Raw genomic sequence first — 16,216 nt, forward strand, 5'->3', positions numbered from 1 at the left:
AAGAGCACAAACTCACTTGTGCTCTTTTTCATATACTTCAAACAACATATCTCGAAACAATGTATTTAAACTCTCAATATCGATTCCTGATCCCTTTTCAATTCCTTTTACATATTGCTGATAGTAATGAATTTGTTCTTCTAAAAATTGATTCAACACCTCAATTTTTAATCCAACATCTAATTCAGTACCTGCCTTTTTCTTTATTAACAACTGTTCAATTTCATCTAATACGCTACGTTCTAACGATAATTCTGTAATCAATCGATCGAATTCTACAGGTGGTAAAGTTGTTTTCTCCTCTAGCCACTTACAAGCTAAAATCGGACGCAATACATAAAAGTATTTTTTCAATTTTACGTCCTCACCTTGCAAAAATTCACGATAATTTTTTGAAGCCATATGTAAGTAATGATATATCGTTGCTTTTGGATCAAAGTGCTTATCACTCATTTGCTGAAGCTGTTCTGGAAAATGAGAGTTTTTCGAATAGAAAATCGGTGATCGAATCCATTCGAGTAAAGCTGGGTTTGACTTTGCGAATAACTGTAACGCCTTTTTAATATCCCACCCGCTTATATCTAAATCATCACTAATCGGATACTCAATTACATCTCGTTTATCATGAATTGATAAATACCACTCTACCGGATGCATATAAACAAATCTAACATCATAATCACTATCTTTCGATGGAAATCCCCAAGCACGACTCCCTGATTCCACTGCAAATAAAATTTTCACATCATTCTCTTGTTCAATTCTTGCTAACTCCACTCTAATTTTCTCTCTCATTTCATACCCTCTCCATTTTTTGATTATTTCCTTGGAAATTCGACAAATATACTCCTAATTTTACTACATACTAAAATAGCTGTCAGAAAATTCCCGACAGCCTACCAAAATCCTTTATTTTTTACTTGTTCTTTTCTTTTACACTAACCGCAATTCGTTCAAACTCTTTTTGAATCTCCTCTTTATATGCATCTACTTTTGAAAAATCCATAGCAGCAATATATATTCGTTCTAATTTATCACGAACTGATTTCGCTTTCGCTAAGAAAGACATCGCCTCATTCATTTTTGCTTTATATTGAATCGACACGTCACGAATTTCTGTCGCATACTTCTCATCTGTCCCTGGTGTCACAATCAAGGCATACATATCTATAATTTCATCACCTTCGCGGCTCGGAAAATATTCATGTGGTGCGGTGCTATCAAAAATTGCAAACCCTAATTCTCTTACGATAACCATATCAAGACTATTTGGATCAAATCCACAATGATATACTTCAACTTCAAATCCTTTTTCTTCTGCTGCCTTAGCTAATTTTTTAAGCATTGTTGATTTCCCAGATCCTGGGCGTCCTTTTATAAAATAACGATGTGGTAATCCCTCTGTTAAATTAGGAACAAAATCAACTGCTCCTTTCGGTGTAGCTGCCCCTAAAAACCGATGTTTCACAAGCGATTGTTTCCCGCCTTTATCTGTAAATAACTTCTGAATCAGCTGATCAGTTAGTTCATTTGCTTTATTAAAATCAATATTATTAATATATATTTTCTCCCACTCGTCATGTATAACTAGTGCCTCGTTAAAACAAGCGTAAGCAGTTTGAAAAGCCTTGCTTGCTTCTGAAACAAATCGTTCAATTTCCACCTTCTGCTTTCTTAATTTATCTGAGTCCCAAGCAACCCCTAAATTAATATACTCTTCGACAACTCCTGGCATTTTCGGCTCAATAACATGCGGTGATGTTCCATCAACAATTCCTGCTTTTAACTTCGGGATAATTACACCATCAACCGATTTATTATCAGAAGAACAGTGTAAAAATTCAATATCATATCCTTTTTCAACCCACTCACGGCCTATTGCTTTGATTAAAGAAGATTTCCCGGTTCCAGGACCACCCTTTAAAATAAATAACCTGTTTAGCCCTTTTAAATTCTCGTCGTATAAATTATGAAATCCTCTAGCTGTATTTCCACCAGCGTAATAATTCAATACATTCCCTGTCACTGCACTCACTCCTTCGCAGCATTCTATTTACATAAGCTACAATATGCGAGCAACTTTATTTGGGTGAATACCTATTTTGTATTGCATGAAAAAAGGAAATGAATTACAATTTAAAAGTAGTGAATATTCAGAAACAAAAACTTAATATGTCTTTATCAAGAGAGGCAGAGGGACCGGCCCTTTGACGCCCAGCAACCTCAGTTTATACAAACTGAATAGGTGCTAATTCCTGCAAAATGCATTGCATTTTGAAAGATAAAACGTAACTATTGTGTACAAAACTCATCTTTCTTGATTATGAAAGGTGAGTTTTTTTATTTCAAAACATATATTGGAGGTATTTAAAATGAAAGTAATTGACCTATCACAAACATTTGAAAACAATATGTCCCAATTCCCTGGAACACCAAAAATCAATTTAGGAGCCATTACAAGCGTTGAAGAGACAGGCTATCAAGTTACAGATTTTCATTCTGTCGTTCATGTTGGCACGCATTGTGATGCTCCTGCTCATTTCATTTCAGGCGCAACGACTATTGATCAATTACCCCTAGATCAATTTGTAGGCGAAGCTGCTCTTATTGATGTAACTCATGTACAAGAACGAAAACTACCTAAAGAAGTATTACACAACGCTGACATAAAAGAAGGTGATATTGTCATTTTCCATTCCAATCTATCTACGAAATGGAATACAGAAGCATATGAGAAAGAAGCTTTTTATCTTTCTGAAGAATTAGCTGAAGAACTCGTTCAATTAAAAGTAAAATCTGTCGGTTTAGATTTCATCTCTCCTGATGAGGTAACGACAGAAACATCGCCAATTCATCACATACTACTTGGGAATAATATTTATTTAATCGAAAACTTAACAAACTTAGATGCAATTAACACGAAACGTTTCTTTTTCTCAGCGGTACCTTTAAAAATTAAAGATAGCGACGGTGCTTTCGCAAGGGCATTCGCTGTAATTTTTTAAACAAACTATACAAAAAAGCAAAGATCATCATTGACCTTTGCTTCTATTTTTTTTATTTAAACTAAGAAAGAATTGCTCAACACGAGGACGTAACCAAGCTAAATAATCTTTCTCTTTCTTCTTTGTACAAGCTATTTCTTCGCCATCTACCATTCCGACAAGCTCTAGCTCTAACAGTTGCCTCGTAAATGCTAACATATTTATTTCTTCGTCTGGATACTCTTCTTTTAATTTCTCCTCAATTTCCCCCAATAAAAAACCGTCACGCATCATTGCCAATGCATCAATCCAAAGTGGCGGCATTTCATATTTTTCTCCTGTAATTGTATCTTTTACAATATAATTCTTTTGCTCTTTTCGAAATTGAATCGTGTGTAAACATACAGTCGAATTTAATGTTAATTCCATCATACCACCTCTTTCATAATATCTGCATAGAAAAAAGGATGCGCGTGCACCCCTTCTTTCTCTAACACTACCGAACCGTTACATGAATAACAAATCTCATGTCGATATTTTCCTCCATTATAAACGAAGTATTTTATAAAAAAAACCCTTCTTGAAACATTTTATAAAATGTTTATATTTACACAACAAGAACACTTTTCTGAAAAATATTTTTCTCTAGCACATTATGCTGTCGGTAAAAAAATTTTCTCTTTCGTTCCTATCCCCATGCTACTTTGAATCGCGATACTTCCTTGATGTTCCTCAATGATTTTATATGTAATCATTAACCCCAGTCCCGTACCATTCTCCTTTGTTTTGTAAAAAGCTTTACCGATTTTCTCTAACAAATCCGTTAATTTTTTTAAATACTTTAAAAGCTTCTCTTTCCTCATATATCAAGCTTTTAAATTTGTTCATATAAACATTCCTCATACTCAATACAAAAGCTCTACATGTTATCTCCTTAAATTATAAGTATGAAATTGCTTTCAGAGTAAGATGTAACCTTATCATACGAAAAGGAAGGAGATTTCCCCTTCCTTTTCGTCGCAACTTATATCCATCTTACCCGATCATGTAGCAATCCATCCGTAAAGTCATTTCCGCCCACTACAAAATCCTTCATATATAAATTCAAATATTCTCCGTACTTACTCTCTGTATTTAATAATAATTCCTCTACATAATAGGCACCTTGTTTAAAGTTATCGAACAGTAAACTACACAAGCCAGCATAAATTCCGCATCCTACTTGGAAGTAAGTCGCATTCGTTTTATATTTATGAAAAACTTGACTGCTATTCATCACGTTATACATATATGTCTCACTATTTTCATAAACGAGTAATACACCTACTAGATCCTCGCCCGCAATCTCTTCTTCGGCTGGATTAAATACTTTACGATTCCAACTCCATAAATCTTCTACTTGATCTAAGTTCTGTCTAATTACATTAGTCGTATACTCATTAATTCGGTAAAGAAAACCCACTTCCATATTGAAGTTTTTTCCTAAAATTAAAACTTCCTCATGTGGCATTAAACAGCCATAAAACTCTTTCTCTCCTAACTTTACTTTATACTCTGAAGCATATACATCTTCATAAAAATAAAGAGGACGATGATGACTCATATACATCGGATAACTCCATATCGCTTCATCTAGAAATCGCTCTACTGCCCATGAAGCATAAAGTGTATAAGGCTTTATAAGTGCTGCATCATTTAAAAATGACGTATCATGTTCTACTATATAACATGCCCTTGGCTTTTCCTTTGGACGTTCCTTCATAAGTTCAACAACCATCCATTGAACAACACCTGGATTCATACCTGAGCCTATAATTGCTTTTGTATTTGTAAATTTCTCTTTCTCCTTCTCAAACCTCGTATATCTTTCCGTAAGCTGAAAACCGATTAAACTATCGTCCTGATCTACTTCCTCATTTTCCAAAGCTGAATTAATATAACAAATTCCAAGTTCATTACAACAACTTAATACTCTGATTGTATCTGCCCCCGAAACATCAATAACAACACCCGTGCTTTTTTCTTTCAAATGTTGTTTGAATTTCACTACATCTTGAAGGTCAATTTCATATAAAAACAATTGATCTTTCAAATTTGGAAACAACTCACCATAATAAGCCCTATCTTTTTGTTTTATGTCAACCAAATGAAATGTAACATTCTTTATCGCTTCATAAATCGGGTCTTTTTCATTTGCTATCGCTTGATTTAAAATTGCTAAAACTGCTTTTGCTGCTCCACCAGCACTACCAAGTAATGTAATCGATAACGAATTTGGAAACTGCTCCACAAACAAAACCCCTTTAATATATTAGTTGAGCAGTTCTCCCACAAAAAAATAAATTGAATATATAAAAAATGGCTCGTACATATTTTTTATAATTTTGCACAAGATTTCCTCTTCAAAGGTCACACTAACACATTTATATTCAATTCATTTTCCCTCTCATATTCAAATCGAGCTAAACAAATAGGCTCGACCTTTTCTTCTGCATATAAAAGAAAAAGCCAGCCCTTTCAACTAGATTACGGACAATGGACAGATTTCACATGTTGAATATTCACATACATTTTTGCATCACGTGCTTTTAATATTTCAATATGCCCTTCATCAATCTTTGCCATCTTTCCGATTTTATTAGATTCCTCACCTAAATCGAACACCATGATTTTGCCGGACATTTTAATAAGCTGTTCTTCGAATGTTCTAGCTAACGTAATATTTAATGGATTCACGGGGAGTTCATTTTTATTGAGGGCGTACGGGACTTGGTTTTCTTTATACGGAATTAACCATTTCAAATGCTTTAAAGATATATATACTGTTTTATAAACTGGACTATAAAAAACAATATAATCGTTCATTACGCTTGTAACATAACCATGTATTGGAGCATTTCCTGCTACATAAACCTCTGTAAAAATCCCTTTAGAAGTGCTTAATACTTTTCTTAAAGAAATAGAAGGCGATTCCCTCTTAATTACAGAGTCAACATCTGGTTTTGATATTTCCTCATCATATGGTCTTAAAAATTTATAATATTGTACATGGTATAAAGATATATATACGTAGTCTTGTCCATTGTAAAGAACAACAATATCATTTCCTACGTCTATTAATACACCTTTAAATCTTTTTTCACCGATTAGTTTAACATATATATTTTCTCCAATACTTTTGTTTAACTCATTCATCTATATCCTCCTTCCTATAAATTTTTTGCTTCCCTATTCTCCATTCAAAAAAATAATCAGGGGCAATGTTCCGTCTTAATAGTAAAGACTTCCTTTTCATACTATCCGAAATAAGAAATCGTTCTTCACCTTCAACCATAATGCCCCTCTTATTTATCAAACATTATTCTTCTTCATTCTTTTTACATTTCACTACTTGGCTCACACTCTTAATATGAGACTTAATTACATAAATAACTTCATCGCAGTTTACTAGTGTAATACAGTCATGGTGTACCTCACTTAACAAACCTTCTACACATTCTGGACCGCCACGATTAATCTTTACCCACTTATACTTCAAGTCACGTAATACATCGACAAAAGTATCATCATCAGAGCAGAAACATGAAACATAGCAATCGCTACATTTACTTTCTTTCACTTTCTTAACTAGACTCTTCACATGCTTTAGTTGGTAATATACTAATTCACCAAGAGGAAGTTGTAATGTAAGGTAATCTCTTCCTAACGATACAAGTACCCCCACTCGACTCTCTGGTCCACGAAGATTTACTTTTACAGTCTCACCAACTAAACATTTAATTTGGTCACAGCATAATACATTCTCCAATTTCGTATCCCCCTTTCTTATTATCTTCCTCTACTTGATTGTCTTTGTGCACGAGCGCGACCTGAATTATTGCTACTACTTTCCTTACTACTATCGTCGCTCTCATCGCTCTCTCCGCATGCTAATGCATTATAGTTAACGCTTTTAATATGCTTTATTGCAACTAATATAATTTCTTCTTTTACGATCAATGTCACGAAATCACACGAAACATCTTGTAAGATGCCCTCTACTTTCTCTGGACCACCGCGATTAATTTTCACCCAGCAATATTTGAAGCTTTGAAGTAGCGCTTTAAAGTCTTCTGCACATGCACAATCTTCCCAATCGCAATCACTTGATCCACAGTCTTTCGCATTTTTTGTAATACTTTTTAGATGACTAAGTTGATAGTAATAAAGCTCACCTTTTTCATTCTGCAATACGAAGTAGTCCGGACATACTGATATTATTGTTCCTTTTTGAGATTCTGGACCACCCCTGTTTACTCTCACAAAAGATCCAATTAAGTCTTTCAAAAAATCACAATGAAATAAACTCACGAGAAAACCCCTTCCATTAATTTATAAGCATTTGCACTGATAGTATATGTATCTGTACAGGTTACGTTCTCTATGTTTGTCCTAGCTAGAAAAAAATATGCTTTTAACATGGTAGACTACTACCTATCAAAATTCGAAGAAATGCTAAACGCTCCTTAGGCTTTTAATATCTTTAAACAAAAAATCCCGTATGAAGATACATTTCTGCATATCTTCATACGGGATTTCCCATAGTTTAATCTTCGTCTTTAACATCCATATCTTCTGGAATTGGTTCGTTCAATATATCTTCCACTAATTGCTTATATTTCTCCATTTGTTCTAAATGTGTATTGAATTGTTCTTTATTTAATAAATATTGCTCTCCATCAAATAGTGCACGAATTTTCTTTTGCTGAATTAGCTCTTCAATATACGACTTTGGTAAATTCAAATACTCCGCAGCTTCTTCTACTGTTATATACAACGCGTTCATTCCTTTATTATTTTTTCATATATACTGTATCTTACTTTATTTTTGTAAACAAATAAAAAAGATTTTGTAAATGCAATTTAAAAAGAAGGTGGATGCATTCCATATATTGTATAATAATATAGTAAGGATTTTTTAAATATAGAATGGTATTACCCATTTACACAAAGGAGAGTTAACATATGGCTACTCGTCACATCATTACAATGTTAGAAAAAACATTACAATTTGAAACAGAAAACACAATTTCTCATTTAACTACATCTTTATCTGATCGTATTCTTTCTCAAAGCGCAGCAATACATGAAAACAATTGTTACCATACAATTGGGGAATGGTACAAAAATCATTTTTTATTCCAACAAGATGATTTCCTTTGGGCTAAATACGCTTTCTATGACGCATATTGTGAAGCTATAAAGGAACAAGGACATCTTACAAAACGCGTCCGTCAAATATTAGAATCATTAGCTCGAATGCATGGAAAACAGTACATTGCCTCTATATTAAATATGCCATTTCCTAACGAACGAGCTAAAGGGACAGCATAATGTAATACTGTTCTGCGGCAGTAAAACATAGATTCATTGTTTTCTAGGAAGATTTACAAATAAAACGTTCATATCACATGAACTGATGAAACCGGTGTCATTACAATGATTGAAAATATAGTAAACAGGAAAACCCCCATTTACCTCTCTCGTCACTCGAGAAGAGAAGTAAATGGGGGTTACTTGTTTCTTTATCCCGCTATTAGTGCGCGGCCATACTCAGCTGAGAATAGCCCCACTGATTACAGTTTAACTTTATTATTTCATCATCTGCTTGATCAATTCACGATTTCTCTTCTTAAATACTTCATTATGCGAAGAAACCATTCCGTACTCACTTGCATCAGGTTGAATAAATTGTTTCGCTTTATTTACAGCATTTCCAGCATCTTGGAATGCTCCCGCAATTAAGTGTAATTTCCCTTCGTGCTTTAAAATATCTCCCGCAGCATATAATCCGTCTACAGAGGACTCACTATTCGCATTACCTGCAATATAATAATTATCTATAATTGCAACGTCTAACTCACTATTTTCTAATAACGTAATGTCACGTTCATATCCATGGTTAATAATCACTTCATCAATAGGTAAATGTGAAATTTCACTTGTTTCATGATTCGTTAATTCTACATATTCGATCGCTTCATGATTATCACCAGCAATGAGTTTTGTAATCGATGTATTAAAGAAACACTCCGCCGAGCTGTTCAGCAGTTGTTTTACTTGTGCTTCATGACCAGATAATTCTTCTTTTCTATATGTTACATACACTTTTTTCGCAATTGGTTCTAATTCATTTGCCCAATCAACAGCAGAATTTCCTCCGCCGGAAATAATGACCGTCTTACCTTTGAAACGCTTTAAAGATTTCACTGTATAATTTAAATTAGATACTTCAAATCGCTCAGCACCTTCAATTGATAACTTTTGAGGTTTCAATATACCACTTCCAGTTGCGACGATAACTGTTTTTGAAAAATGTTCTTCTCCAGTGCTTGCTTTTAACGTAAAAGTGCCATCTTCGTTACGAATAATCGATTCTACTTTTGTATTTAATACCACTTCTGGCTTAAATGTTAGCCCTTGCTGTACAAGTTGTTCAATTAATTTATCACCTGTAACTGGCAGCAGCCCTCCTACATCCCAAATCATCTTCTCTGGATAAACATGTATTTTTCCACCTAACTGTGGTTGAAATTCTATTATTTTCGTTTTCATCTCTCTGAGTCCACTATAAAAAGCTGAATAAAGCCCTGCAGGTCCTCCGCCTATCACAGTTACATCAAACAATTCTTCTTGATTCATTCGTGTCACTCCTCAGCTACCAGTCGTTGATTATCATTCTCAATAAAATATAACCTGTTTCCGCAAAATTTACAATCAAAATTACTATTGACAATACACCTATATAAAATTATATTATTTAAAGAATCAATAGTGATAATCATTATCAATTTGTTAATAATTAGCAAATTTGAGATTACATCTTCTTTCACTAATATGGTTAATACTATATTGTAAAATCTCATATTCAAGATTTTTAATAAGTATTTTGTATTACCACTACTCTTTCAAACAGATTGCAGTTAAACAAATTATTATATACACATATCATCTATGTTAAAGGAGAAAGACAATGAAAAAGTTATTTATTTCACTAACAGTTCTTTTCGTTCTTGTTATGAGCGCTTGTAGCAATGGCTCTACAGACAAAAAGAACGATGCAAAAGGTAGTAAATCAGAAACAATTACATACCAATCTGAAAATGGTAAAGTAGAAGTTCCTGCAAATCCAAAACGCGTTGTTGTTTTATCATCATTCGCTGGTAACGTAATGTCATTAGATGTAAATCTTGTTGGGGTAGATTCATGGTCTAAACAAAACCCACGCTTTGATAGCAAACTTAAAGATGTTGCTGAAGTATCAGATGAAAATGTTGAAAAAATCGCTGAACTAAATCCAGATTTAATCATTGGTTTATCAAATATTAAAAATGTTGATAAGTTAAAGAAGATTGCTCCTACTGTAACATACACTTACGGAAAAGTTGATTACTTAACACAGCATTTAGAAATCGGTAAGTTATTAAACAAAGAAAAAGAAGCAAAAACTTGGGTTGATGACTTCAAGAAACGTGCACAAGACGCTGGTAAAGAAATTAAAGCAAAAATCGGTGAAGATGCAACAGTTTCTGTTGTAGAAAACTTCAACAAACAGCTTTATGTATACGGCGAGAACTGGGGCCGTGGAACAGAAATTCTGTACCAAGAAATGAAATTAAAAATGCCTGAAAAAGTAAAAGAAAAAGCATTAAAAGAAGGTTACTACGCATTATCTACTGAGGTATTACCTGAGTTTGCTGGTGATTACTTAATCGTAAGTAAAAACAAAGATACTGATAACTCATTCCAAGAGACAGAATCATATAAAAACATCCCAGCAGTAAAAAATAATCGCGTATATGAAGCAAACATGATGGAATTCTATTTCAATGATCCACTTACATTAGATTTCCAACTAGACTTCTTCAAGAAGAGCTTTCTTGGTAAATAATACAAACATGAGGAATTCTTAATTTAAGAATTCCTCTTCCTTTATTCTATGAACAGAAAAGATGTGAAACGAATGACAAAAGATCACGATAATCCACGTTCTATAGCTTTTACGTACAAACTCATTTTGAGTATAATTGCATTCTTTCTTATTTTTATGGTGGCAATGGTATTAGGGGCTGCAGATACTTCAATAAAAGATGTATGGTTAGCACTCACTTCCTCCGCTAAAGGGGACAAACTATCTATTATTCGCGAAATTCGTTTGCCACGTGAAGTTGCTGCTATTTTTGTAGGAGCTGGACTTGCTGTTTCTGGAGCAATTATGCAAGGGTTAACACGAAATCCACTTGCAGATCCTGGATTATTAGGATTAGCTGGTGGAGCAAATGCTGCACTTGCGTTAACGATAGCCTTCCACCCTTCCATCAGCTATCTTTACTTAACATTTGCTTGCTTTATCGGTGCTGCAATTGGCGCAATTATGGTATTTGGCATTGGCATGGTGAAAAAAGGTGGGCTCTCTCCTCTTCGAATTGTATTAGCTGGTGCTGCCGTTTCAGCATTTCTGCTTGCAATTTCAGAAGGCGTTGGCATTTACTTTAAAATTTCACAAGAGGTATCACTTTGGACTGCTGGGGGCGTAATTGGAACAACTTGGGACCAATTAAAAATTATTATTCCAGTCATTTCAATTAGTATCTTTATCGCTATCTTACTAGCAAAAAAATTGACGGTTCTTAGTTTCAGTGAAGAAGTCGCTATTGGACTAGGTCAAAAAATTATTGTTATTAAAACCATTCTATTTATCATTATTATCTTACTTGCAGGTGCGTCTGTAGCGCTTGTCGGAAATATGGCATTTATCGGTTTAATGGTGCCTCATATGGTACGCCCAATTGTCGGTCCAGATTACCGATTTGTTATACCGATGTCAGCAATTGCTGGAGCTTCCTTTATGCTACTTGCAGATACAATCGGACGTACTATTAACGCTCCGTACGAAACACCAGTTGCTGCTATTGTCGCAATTGTAGGGTTACCATTCTTCCTATTCATTGTACGTAAAGGAGGAAAAATATTCTCATGATGCAATCTATTCTAAGAAAACAACGTCTTATTATACTCGCTTTACTTATACTAATCATCACAACCATTGTAGTTGGAATGGGACTCGGTTCAGCATCTTTATCTTATGATCGACTACTCCCAACATTAATGGGACAAGGGACCTTTAAAGAGGAGTTCGTTTTATACTCTTTAAGACTACCTAGAATTGTCATTACATTATTAGCTGGTATGGCTCTCGCTTTATCAGGGGCTATTCTGCAAGGAATTACCCGAAACGATTTAGCTGAACCTGGTATTCTCGGGTTCAATTCTGGGGCCGGTGTTGCCGTTGCTATTTTCTTTTTATACTTTCCAATAGATGTAGGTTCATTTCTTTACTTACTACCTGTCGTTGGATTTATCGGAGCATTTCTGACAGCTGTTCTAATTTACGTATTTTCATATAGTAAATCAACTGGGCTTCAGCCAATACGATTAACATTAACTGGTATCGGTTTTGCATTTGCACTATCTGGAATGATGATTGTCCTTATTTCATCCGCTGATCGTATGAAAGTGGACTTTATTTCAAAATGGATTGCCGGAAATATTTGGGGAGATGACTGGATCTTCGTTTTAGCAATGCTCCCGTGGTTAATCGTATTAATTCCGTTCGTTTTCTATAAAGCAAATCGATTAAACATTCTAGCATTAAACGAGCCAGTCGCAATCGGCGTTGGAATTGAAATTGAAAAAGAACGCCGATACTTATTAATTGCAGCCGTTGCGCTTGCTGCTGCAGCTGTTTCCGTAACAGGAGGAATTAGCTTTATCGGGCTAATGGCTCCTCATATCGCGAAATCTTTAGTGGGTCCAAGACATCAAATCTTCATGCCTATCGCCGTTTTAATCGGCGGATGGCTATTGCTATTAGCAGACACAATTGGACGAAACATCGTTGAACCTAATGGCATTCCAGCAGGTATTGTCGTTGCTTTAATTGGTGCTCCTTACTTTATGTATTTGTTATTGAAAAAAATATAAAGGAACCCCCCTCAAGAGTGAAATCTTGAGGGGGGGTTTTGTTTCATTCTACTGCTGCCCATATCCTTCAAACTTCTTCGCCAAATTCGCCATCTCATCTTCTGGCAATAGCTTCGGCTCTCCGACGCTTTTCGTTTGATAATAAATTTGCGCACAAAACTCAATTTCTTCCGCAACAGTAAATGCCATTTTTATATTATTTGCACCTGCAATTAAACCGTGGTTCGCAAGTAAAACAGCACGGCGATCAATCATGCCTTCGAAAGCAGCCTCTGCTAATTGCTTCGTACCAAATGTTTCATACGGTGCACAGCGAACATTCGGGCCTGCGAAAGCAATTAAATATGATACAGCAGGAAGCTCCCACCCTAATGATGCAATCGTCTTCGCATAAGGTGAATGTGTATGCACAAGCGCATTTATATCTTCACGATTTCTATAATAAATAAGATGCATGTCTAACTCGCTTGATGGTTTTCTCTCTCCCTCTACCACTTCACCATCCAAGTTTAATATAACTACATCTTCAGGTTTTGTTTTATAATACTCTAAACCACTTGGGCTAATCGCAACAAGACCTTGCTCGCGATTGAAAATACTAATATTACCGCCTGTCCCCTTTGTTAAACCGCTAGAAATCATTTTCTTTCCATACGCTACAATTTCTTCTCTTTCTTTTTGTAATAACATATACATCCCCCTAAGTATGAAGCTTATGATGACTGACTTTTTCATTCTATCTACTTATTGAAATAGCTTTTTTAAGTTCTCCGTAAACGGTGCTTTTACAATCCCTTTTTCCGTAATAATCGCTGTTACATTTTCATGTGGTGTGACATCAAATGCTGGATTATATACTTTACTTTCTTTTGGAGCAGAATATTGTCCGAAACGATTAATCACTTCAGAAGCGTCTCTTTCCTCAATCGGAATTTCTTTTCCTGCCTTTGTTTTCAAGTCGATTGTCGGTGTTGGTGCCGCTACATAAAACGGAATGTTGTAGTATTTTGCTAAAATAGATACGCCTAATGTCCCAATTTTATTTGCTACATCACCGTTTGCTGCCACGCGGTCACATCCAACGATTACAGCATCGATTTTTCCTTGTGACATGACCATAGCTGCCATATTATCCGTAATGACAGTAACATCAATTCCCGCTCGCTGTAGTTCTAATGCTGTTAACGTTGAACCTTGTAACCTAGGACGAGTTTCATCTGAATAGATTTTTAAGTCCCATCCTTTTTCTTTCGCTAAGTACATTGGAGCTGTCGCAGTACCATACTTAGTCGTCGCTAACGCACCAGCATTACAATGTGTTAATACTCCCATTCCATCATGGAATAACGTTAATGCATGTTCCCCGATTTGACGGTTAATTTCCTCATCTTCCCTATGAATCTCTTTCGCCTCTTCTAGTAATCTATCTTTCAACTGAGCGATTGATAAATGTGAGTTCTCTGCCGCGACTGCCTCCATTCTTTCAAGTGCCCAAAATAAATTTACTGCTGTCGGCCTTGATGTTGCCAAATATGCACACACCTTTTTGACTTCCGCTATAAAGTCTTCCACCGTACTTTGAGTAACTTCCTTAGCGCCTAAATACACACCATACGCTGCTGAAACACCAATCGCTGGCGCTCCTCGTACTTTCATTACTTGAATAGCATCCCACACGCTTTCAGCTGTCTTGAAAGATTCATAGACAACCTCATTCGGTAATAATGTTTGATCTAATAAAACTAACGAATCATCTTTCCACTGAATGGGTATTAATTGCTCTTCCATCATCTTCTCCCCTTACTTCGCATAGTTCATTGACTGTTCTTTTAACGTTTCTACAAAGCTTGTGCCTGTTTTATATTGATTCGCCTGTAAAATAAATCTCTTTGCTACTTGAAGACAAATGCGTTCTGCTCTAGCACGTGCTTCCTCATTCTCGATACAAGTCATATCTTTTACTTTCGCTAGCCCAACAATACGACGAATTAACTCAAGACCTGTTACTGCAGCTGTATCCTCTAATACAGATTGTAAATATACTTCGTTAAAGCCTTCTTCCTTCGCCATAATCTCGGTCACATGAATATTCCAAGCATTTAAAAACTTCTTCTTAAACAAATCAATTACCTCTACCATTGTCAATTGTAGCCAACTCATATACGTATCTTTCTCAGTACCGGGCGGCATCGTTGCATCTGCATTCACCCAAGCAAACATTAAATTCGCCATTACATTTCCAACGTCATATCCCATCGGTCCATAAAAGGCAAACTCAGGATCAATAATCTTCGTGGAATCACTTTTCACAAAAACGGAACCAGTATGCAGATCACCATGAATAAGCGCCTGTGCATTCGTCATAAAAGAAAACTTACGTTTTGCTACTTCCATACGAAGCTCTTTATCACTATAAATATGCTCTCTAATCCATCCTTCATTTAACGGAAACAGCTCATTACGCTTATTATGATTTGTAAATGGCTCAGCGTATACGAGGTCTTCTGTAATCTCACATAATTCAGGATTTATATAGTTTTTTACAAGCTCCTTCTTCTCTTTATGATTCATTACAACATCCGATGTTAATAAAAGTGTGTTTACCAAAAAAGTCGTTACATCGTCAGCAAGCCTCGGAAATATTTGATGATTTATAAGTGCTGTACGTAATATTGTGTGGTCTGATAAATCTTCCATTACGCAACAATTCATCACACTATCAAACAAATACACCTTTGGAACAAGTCCAGATGCTAACTCCTCCTCTAACCGCAAAACATCTGATTCTATACGAATACGATTCGTCGACAACTTAAACTCATCTGAAATACGAGCTGTATCCCCAGCTTGCTTTACAATGACAGAAATATCCTTCTGTTCATCCCAAACGCGGAATACATAATTTAAATTACCATCGCCTATTTCTTTACACTGTAACCCCTTTGCATCCTCGAACTTACATAATTTCTCTTTCACATATACAATCACATCGTTAGCTTCCATTAAAAAATACTTCGTGAACTTAGACATGGTTTCCCCTCCACACTAATTGTAAGCGTTTTCTAAAGGTCATAAAAAAATAATAGGGTGAAATTTTTTCATCCTATATTATATCTTCTTTTTGAAAGGTATATCTAGATTTTATTATATCTTGTTAGCACCTTGAGTCAATCTTTCTATATCATTGCAATATACTTCCTAATTATATA

General features: G+C 35.2%; 17 protein-coding genes, 1 pseudogene and 1 riboswitch. Of the genes and pseudogenes, 5 read left to right on the forward strand and 13 right to left on the reverse strand.

Annotated features, from left to right (window positions below):
* Positions 1-12: 12 nt before the first annotated feature.
* Both ACSG5Z_RS26055 and ACSG5Z_RS26060 read right to left on the reverse strand, forming a co-directional pair.
* The gene (locus ACSG5Z_RS26055) at positions 13-795 is read right to left on the reverse strand and encodes a nucleotidyltransferase domain-containing protein (protein ID WP_088609252.1); all 783 of its coding nucleotides are present in this window, start codon (positions 793-795) and stop codon (positions 13-15) included.
* A gap of 121 nt (positions 796-916) precedes the next feature.
* Positions 917-2,026, reverse strand: coding sequence for a PRK06851 family protein (locus ACSG5Z_RS26060; RefSeq protein WP_137036609.1), 1,110 nt, complete (start codon positions 2,024-2,026; stop codon positions 917-919).
* Positions 2,027-2,175: 149 nt separating this feature from the next.
* Positions 2,176-2,288: riboswitch (SAM riboswitch) on the forward strand.
* Between the two features lie 84 nt (positions 2,289-2,372).
* On the opposite strand from ACSG5Z_RS26060, the gene ACSG5Z_RS26065 reads away from it, so the two are divergent.
* Complete coding sequence (locus tag ACSG5Z_RS26065; RefSeq protein ID WP_435712514.1) at positions 2,373-3,005, forward strand: cyclase family protein; 633 nt, start codon at positions 2,373-2,375, stop codon at positions 3,003-3,005.
* 27 nt (positions 3,006-3,032) lie between these two features.
* Here the strand turns inward: ACSG5Z_RS26065 and ACSG5Z_RS26070 are convergent, their stop codons facing one another.
* From ACSG5Z_RS26070 to ACSG5Z_RS26100, 7 genes and pseudogenes are all read right to left on the reverse strand, one after another.
* Positions 3,033-3,413 carry a hypothetical protein gene (locus ACSG5Z_RS26070; protein WP_000424111.1) on the reverse strand — a complete coding sequence of 127 codons (381 nt, stop codon included), beginning with the start codon at positions 3,411-3,413 and terminating at the stop codon, positions 3,033-3,035.
* Positions 3,414-3,637: 224 nt separating this feature from the next.
* Positions 3,638-3,799, reverse strand: a pseudogene (locus ACSG5Z_RS26075) (ATP-binding protein); the annotation flags it as partial.
* Between the two features lie 209 nt (positions 3,800-4,008).
* Complete coding sequence (locus tag ACSG5Z_RS26080; protein ID WP_435712515.1) at positions 4,009-5,274, reverse strand: S-adenosylmethionine decarboxylase related protein; 1,266 nt, start codon at positions 5,272-5,274, stop codon at positions 4,009-4,011.
* 236 nt (positions 5,275-5,510) lie between these two features.
* On the reverse strand, positions 5,511-6,179 hold the full coding sequence (locus ACSG5Z_RS26085) for a YwrJ family protein (RefSeq protein ID WP_001004279.1): 669 nt from the start codon (positions 6,177-6,179) through the stop codon (positions 5,511-5,513).
* Between the two features lie 163 nt (positions 6,180-6,342).
* Positions 6,343-6,792 carry a spore coat protein gene (locus ACSG5Z_RS26090; RefSeq protein ID WP_435712516.1) on the reverse strand — a complete coding sequence of 150 codons (450 nt, stop codon included), beginning with the start codon at positions 6,790-6,792 and terminating at the stop codon, positions 6,343-6,345.
* A gap of 20 nt (positions 6,793-6,812) precedes the next feature.
* Positions 6,813-7,334 carry a spore coat protein gene (locus tag ACSG5Z_RS26095; protein WP_435712517.1) on the reverse strand — a complete coding sequence of 174 codons (522 nt, stop codon included), beginning with the start codon at positions 7,332-7,334 and terminating at the stop codon, positions 6,813-6,815.
* 235 nt (positions 7,335-7,569) lie between these two features.
* Positions 7,570-7,809: a helix-turn-helix domain-containing protein gene (locus tag ACSG5Z_RS26100; RefSeq protein WP_002006755.1), complete on the reverse strand. Its 240-nt coding sequence runs from the start codon at positions 7,807-7,809 to the stop codon at positions 7,570-7,572.
* Positions 7,810-7,988: 179 nt separating this feature from the next.
* Here ACSG5Z_RS26100 and ACSG5Z_RS26105 point away from each other — a divergent pair, with 179 nt between their 5' ends.
* Positions 7,989-8,357: a hypothetical protein gene (locus ACSG5Z_RS26105; protein ID WP_046953739.1), complete on the forward strand. Its 369-nt coding sequence runs from the start codon at positions 7,989-7,991 to the stop codon at positions 8,355-8,357.
* A gap of 258 nt (positions 8,358-8,615) precedes the next feature.
* Here the strand turns inward: ACSG5Z_RS26105 and ACSG5Z_RS26110 are convergent, their stop codons facing one another.
* Positions 8,616-9,665 (reverse strand): NAD(P)/FAD-dependent oxidoreductase, encoded by a 1,050-nt coding sequence (locus tag ACSG5Z_RS26110; RefSeq protein ID WP_001070939.1) that lies wholly within the window; start codon positions 9,663-9,665, stop codon positions 8,616-8,618.
* Between the two features lie 331 nt (positions 9,666-9,996).
* Here ACSG5Z_RS26110 and ACSG5Z_RS26115 point away from each other — a divergent pair, with 331 nt between their 5' ends.
* From ACSG5Z_RS26115 to ACSG5Z_RS26125, 3 genes are read left to right on the forward strand one after another with little or no spacing between them, the layout of a single operon-like run.
* Positions 9,997-10,914, forward strand: a complete 918-nt coding sequence (locus ACSG5Z_RS26115; RefSeq protein ID WP_000732569.1) for an iron-hydroxamate ABC transporter substrate-binding protein — start codon at positions 9,997-9,999, stop codon at positions 10,912-10,914.
* Positions 10,915-10,962: 48 nt separating this feature from the next.
* On the forward strand, positions 10,963-12,003 hold the full coding sequence (locus tag ACSG5Z_RS26120; protein WP_435712518.1) for a FecCD family ABC transporter permease: 1,041 nt from the start codon (positions 10,963-10,965) through the stop codon (positions 12,001-12,003).
* Positions 12,000-13,007 (forward strand): FecCD family ABC transporter permease, encoded by a 1,008-nt coding sequence (locus ACSG5Z_RS26125; RefSeq protein ID WP_435712519.1) that lies wholly within the window; start codon positions 12,000-12,002, stop codon positions 13,005-13,007. Before ACSG5Z_RS26120 ends, ACSG5Z_RS26125 begins: the two co-directional genes overlap by 4 nt.
* A gap of 48 nt (positions 13,008-13,055) precedes the next feature.
* Here ACSG5Z_RS26125 and ACSG5Z_RS26130 read toward each other — a convergent pair whose 3' ends face one another.
* The 3 genes from ACSG5Z_RS26130 to mtnK are packed head-to-tail and all read right to left on the reverse strand — an operon-like array spanning position 13,056 to position 16,037.
* Positions 13,056-13,697, reverse strand: a complete 642-nt coding sequence (locus ACSG5Z_RS26130) for an L-fuculose-phosphate aldolase (protein WP_435712520.1) — start codon at positions 13,695-13,697, stop codon at positions 13,056-13,058.
* A gap of 54 nt (positions 13,698-13,751) precedes the next feature.
* Entirely contained in the window at positions 13,752-14,795 is a 1,044-nt protein-coding gene (gene mtnA / locus ACSG5Z_RS26135) for an S-methyl-5-thioribose-1-phosphate isomerase (protein WP_435712521.1), read from the reverse strand.
* A 12-nt stretch (positions 14,796-14,807) separates the two neighbouring features.
* A complete protein-coding gene (gene mtnK, locus ACSG5Z_RS26140) occupies positions 14,808-16,037 on the reverse strand; it encodes an S-methyl-5-thioribose kinase (protein ID WP_435712522.1) in 1,230 nt (409 codons plus the stop codon).
* Positions 16,038-16,216 lie beyond the last annotated feature (179 nt).

The sequence above is a fragment of the Bacillus pretiosus genome, from assembly GCF_051294775.1.
GTDB lineage: Bacteria > Bacillota > Bacilli > Bacillales > Bacillaceae_G > Bacillus_A > Bacillus_A wiedmannii.

Bases quoted from the DNA above. Each gene is read 5' to 3' on its own strand.
- ACSG5Z_RS26110 (WP_001070939.1), bottom strand. From the start codon at position 9,665: ATGAATCAAGAAGAATTGTTTGATGTAACTGTGATAGGCGGAGGACCT.
- ACSG5Z_RS26120 (WP_435712518.1), top strand. From the start codon at position 10,963: ATGAACAGAAAAGATGTGAAACGAATGACAAAAGATCACGATAATCCA.
- mtnK (WP_435712522.1), bottom strand. From the start codon at position 16,037: ATGTCTAAGTTCACGAAGTATTTTTTAATGGAAGCTAACGATGTGATT.
- ACSG5Z_RS26100 (WP_002006755.1), bottom strand. From the start codon at position 7,809: ATGAACGCGTTGTATATAACAGTAGAAGAAGCTGCGGAGTATTTGAAT.
- ACSG5Z_RS26125 (WP_435712519.1), top strand. From the start codon at position 12,000: ATGATGCAATCTATTCTAAGAAAACAACGTCTTATTATACTCGCTTTA.
- ACSG5Z_RS26085 (WP_001004279.1), bottom strand. From the start codon at position 6,179: ATGAATGAGTTAAACAAAAGTATTGGAGAAAATATATATGTTAAACTA.
- ACSG5Z_RS26105 (WP_046953739.1), top strand. From the start codon at position 7,989: ATGGCTACTCGTCACATCATTACAATGTTAGAAAAAACATTACAATTT.
- ACSG5Z_RS26065 (WP_435712514.1), top strand. From the start codon at position 2,373: ATGAAAGTAATTGACCTATCACAAACATTTGAAAACAATATGTCCCAA.
- mtnA (WP_435712521.1), bottom strand. From the start codon at position 14,795: ATGGAAGAGCAATTAATACCCATTCAGTGGAAAGATGATTCGTTAGTT.
- ACSG5Z_RS26055 (WP_088609252.1), bottom strand. From the start codon at position 795: ATGAGAGAGAAAATTAGAGTGGAGTTAGCAAGAATTGAACAAGAGAAT.
- ACSG5Z_RS26070 (WP_000424111.1), bottom strand. From the start codon at position 3,413: ATGGAATTAACATTAAATTCGACTGTATGTTTACACACGATTCAATTT.
- ACSG5Z_RS26130 (WP_435712520.1), bottom strand. From the start codon at position 13,697: ATGTTATTACAAAAAGAAAGAGAAGAAATTGTAGCGTATGGAAAGAAA.
- ACSG5Z_RS26115 (WP_000732569.1), top strand. From the start codon at position 9,997: ATGAAAAAGTTATTTATTTCACTAACAGTTCTTTTCGTTCTTGTTATG.